The following is a 3,088-nucleotide window of genomic DNA, read 5'->3' on the forward strand; positions in this document are numbered from 1 at the left end:
GTCGTCGCCTGGCTGTTCGCACTGCCGTTCGTCGCGGTCTTCTCGGTCTTCATGCTGGGACCGCTGCTCGCGTCGTTCGGCATGTCGTTCTCGGACCTCACGGTCCGTGACATCAAGACACCCTTCGCGGTGAACTTCGTCGGGCTGGACAACTTCGCCCAGGTCTTCCAGGACGAGCTCTTCCGCAAGGCGCTGGTCAACACGTTCTTCTTCGTGGTCGTCGGCATCCCGCTGACGATGGCGCTGGGCCTCGCCCTCGCGGTCGCCCTCAACTCGGGCATCGAGAAGTTCCGCAGCGTCTTCCGCGTCGGTTTCTACACCCCCGTCGTGACCTCGATCGTCGCCGTGGCAGTCGTCTGGCGGTTCATCCTCCAGGACTCCGGCCTCGTCAACACGGTGCTCGGCTGGGTCGGCATCAACGGCCCCGACTGGCTGAATGACAGCACCTGGGCCATGCCCTCGATCATCGTCATGGCCGCCTGGCGCAACATGGGCACGCTCATGATCATCTTCCTCGCCGGTCTCCAGGCCATCCCGCGGGACGTCTACGAGGCAGCCGAGGTCGACGGTGCCGGCGCCTGGCGCCGCTTCCGTTCCATGACGGTCCCCCTCATGCGTCCGACCCTGCTGCTCGGTGCGGTCCTGCTGTCCGTCGGCTTCCTGCAGGTCTTCGAGGAGCCGTTCGTCATGACCAAGGGCGGGCCGGTCAACTCCACGCTGACCATCAGCTACTACGTCTACAACCAGTTCGGCTACGGAAACTACGCGTTCGCGTCCGCGGCTGCGTACGTGCTCTTCGCCCTGATCGCCGCCCTCGCGGCCGTCCAGTTCCGCCTGCTGCGGTCGAAGGAGGATTGACATGGCCCTCACGTCCTCGAAGGTCGCACCGGCACCGACAGGAACCAGCCCCGCGCCGCGTCGCGCCCGCCGTCCGATCCGCTGGTCGCGCGGCGCCACGTACACCGCGCTCGTCGTCGGGCTCCTGCTGACGCTGATGCCGTTCATCTGGATGCTGCTCGGCAGCTTCAAGACGCAGGGTGAGCTCCTCCAGCGGCCCATCACGTGGTGGCCCGAGAACCCGACGCTCGAGAACTACGAGAAGTGGCTGTCGCAGCTCAACTACGGCCAGTTCTTCACCAACTCGATCGTCGTCGCCGTCGCCGTCGTGCTCGGCAACATCGTCTTCTGCTCGATGGTCGGGTACGCGCTCGCGAAGATGCGGTTCCCGGGCAAGAAGGTGCTGTTCGCGCTCGTCATGCTGACCCTCATGGTCCCGGGCGTCGTCACGCTGGTGCCGATGTTCGTCCTGGTGTCGAACATGGGGCTGGTCAACACCTATCCGGCGCTCGTCCTGCCGTTCCTCGCGGGACCGCTCGGCGTGTTCCTCATGCGCCAGTTCATCCTCGGGATCCCCGACGCGCTCATCGAGGCCGCCCGGATCGACGGCGCGGGCGAGTTCCGCATCTTCTTCAAGATCGTCCTGCCCCAGTGCGGGCCGCCGCTCGCGACGCTGAGCATCCTCACGTTCCTCGGCTCGTGGAACAACTTCCTGTGGCCGCTCGTCGTCGCGCAGACCGAGAACATGTACACCCTCCCGGTGGCGCTCTCGCTCTACTCGGTCGGGTCCAACGGCACCTACTACGGCCTGCTGATGGCGGGCTCGGTGCTCGTCGTGACCCCGATCCTGATCCTCTTCCTGTTCCTGCAGCGCTACTTCGTGCAGGGCATCGCCATGACCGGCATCAAGTAGGAGATTCCCCCATGCCCCTCACCTTCCCCGACCCCTTCGTCTGGGGCGCCGCGACGGCCGCCCACCAGATCGAGGGCAACAACGTCAACAGCGACTGGTGGGCACGCGAGGTCGCGGCCGACTCGACCCTCTCCGAGCCGTCGCGAGACGCCGCGGACAGCTACCACCGCTACGCCGAGGACATCCGGCTCCTGGCCGAGTCGGGCCTGACGTCCTACCGCTTCTCGCTCGAGTGGGCTCGCATCGAGCCCGCCGAGGGCCTGTTCTCCCGGGCCGAGCTCGACCACTACCGCCGCATGATCCAGTGCTGCCTCGACCACGGCGTCACGCCGCTCGTCACGCTGCACCACTTCACGTCCCCCCGGTGGTTCGTCGAGGACGGCGGATGGACCGACCCGCGGTCCGTCGAGCGCTTCGCCCGCTACGTGGAGCGCGTGCTCCCGCTGCTGGACGCCGCCTCGCACGTCTTCACGATCAACGAGCCCAACATCCTCGCCATGATGATCACGGCGGCCAAGGGCGCCGAGCAGCTCCAGGCGGGCACCATGCACGCGCCCGACCCGGTCGCGACCGAGAACCTCATCGCGGCGCACCGCCGAGCGGTCGAGCTCGTCCGCACCGTGGGCGTCCCCGTGGGCTGGCCCGTCGCCCCGCAGCAGTTCTTCGCGGACCCCGGTGCCGAGGAGGTCCTGCGGGAGTACGCGTACCCGCGCGAGACCGTCTTCCTCGAAGCCGCGCGGGGGGACGACTTCATCGGCGTGCAGGCCTACACCCGCACCCGCATCACGGTCGACGGGCCGCTCCCCGCACCCGAAGACGCAGAGAAGACCCTCACGGGCTGGGAGTACTACCCGCCCGCCATCGCCGAGGCGGCGCGGCTCGGCCACGAGATCACGGGACTGCCCGTGCTGGTGTCGGAGAACGGCATCGCGACGGCCGACGACTCGCGACGCATCGACTACACCCGTGACGCCCTGCGCGCCCTGCGTGCCGAGGTCGACGCGGGCCTGCCCCTGATCGGCTACCTCCACTGGTCGTTGCTCGACAACTACGAGTGGGGTTCCTTCGCGCCGACCTTCGGTCTCATCGGCTGGGACCCGGAGACGTTCGAGCGCCTCCCCAAGCCGAGCCTCGCCTGGCTCGGGTCCGTCGCCCGCGGCGAGGTCTCGCTCGACGACTGAGCCGGAGGCGTGCCCGCGGCGCCGACCGACGGCCGAACGCCGGCCGAACGCCGACCGGTCGCCGCTGGCCGCTGGCCGCGACCCCCTGGCCGCGACCCGCTGGCCGCGACCCACTGGTCGAGAACGAGGTTGTGGTCGTGATGGAGCCCATCACGAC

The 3,088-nt window shown here is 68.4% G+C and carries 3 protein-coding genes; all 3 read left to right on the plus strand.

Annotated elements, in window-relative coordinates:
* Window positions 1–858 (plus strand): carbohydrate ABC transporter permease (locus tag ACFRCR_RS18000; protein ID WP_377679490.1); only part of this gene is annotated, 858 nt, incomplete at its 5' end.
* Between the two features lies 1 nt (window position 859).
* Entirely contained in the window at window positions 860–1,750 is an 891-nt protein-coding gene (locus tag ACFRCR_RS18005) for a carbohydrate ABC transporter permease (protein WP_191796738.1), read from the plus strand.
* 11 nt (window positions 1,751–1,761) lie between these two features.
* Window positions 1,762–2,931: a glycoside hydrolase family 1 protein gene (locus ACFRCR_RS18010; protein ID WP_377679493.1), complete on the plus strand. Its 1,170-nt coding sequence runs from the start codon at window positions 1,762–1,764 to the stop codon at window positions 2,929–2,931.
* The last annotated feature ends 157 nt before the right edge of the window (window positions 2,932–3,088 follow it).

It is taken from the genome of Oerskovia sp. NPDC056781, from assembly GCF_042789955.1.
Classification (GTDB): domain Bacteria; phylum Actinomycetota; class Actinomycetes; order Actinomycetales; family Cellulomonadaceae; genus Oerskovia; species Oerskovia rustica.

Excerpts from the sequence above, each read along its gene's own strand:
- ACFRCR_RS18005 (WP_191796738.1), top strand. The coding sequence starts at position 860 with ATGGCCCTCACGTCCTCGAAGGTCGCACCGGCACCGACAGGAACCAGC.
- ACFRCR_RS18010 (WP_377679493.1), top strand. The coding sequence starts at position 1,762 with ATGCCCCTCACCTTCCCCGACCCCTTCGTCTGGGGCGCCGCGACGGCC.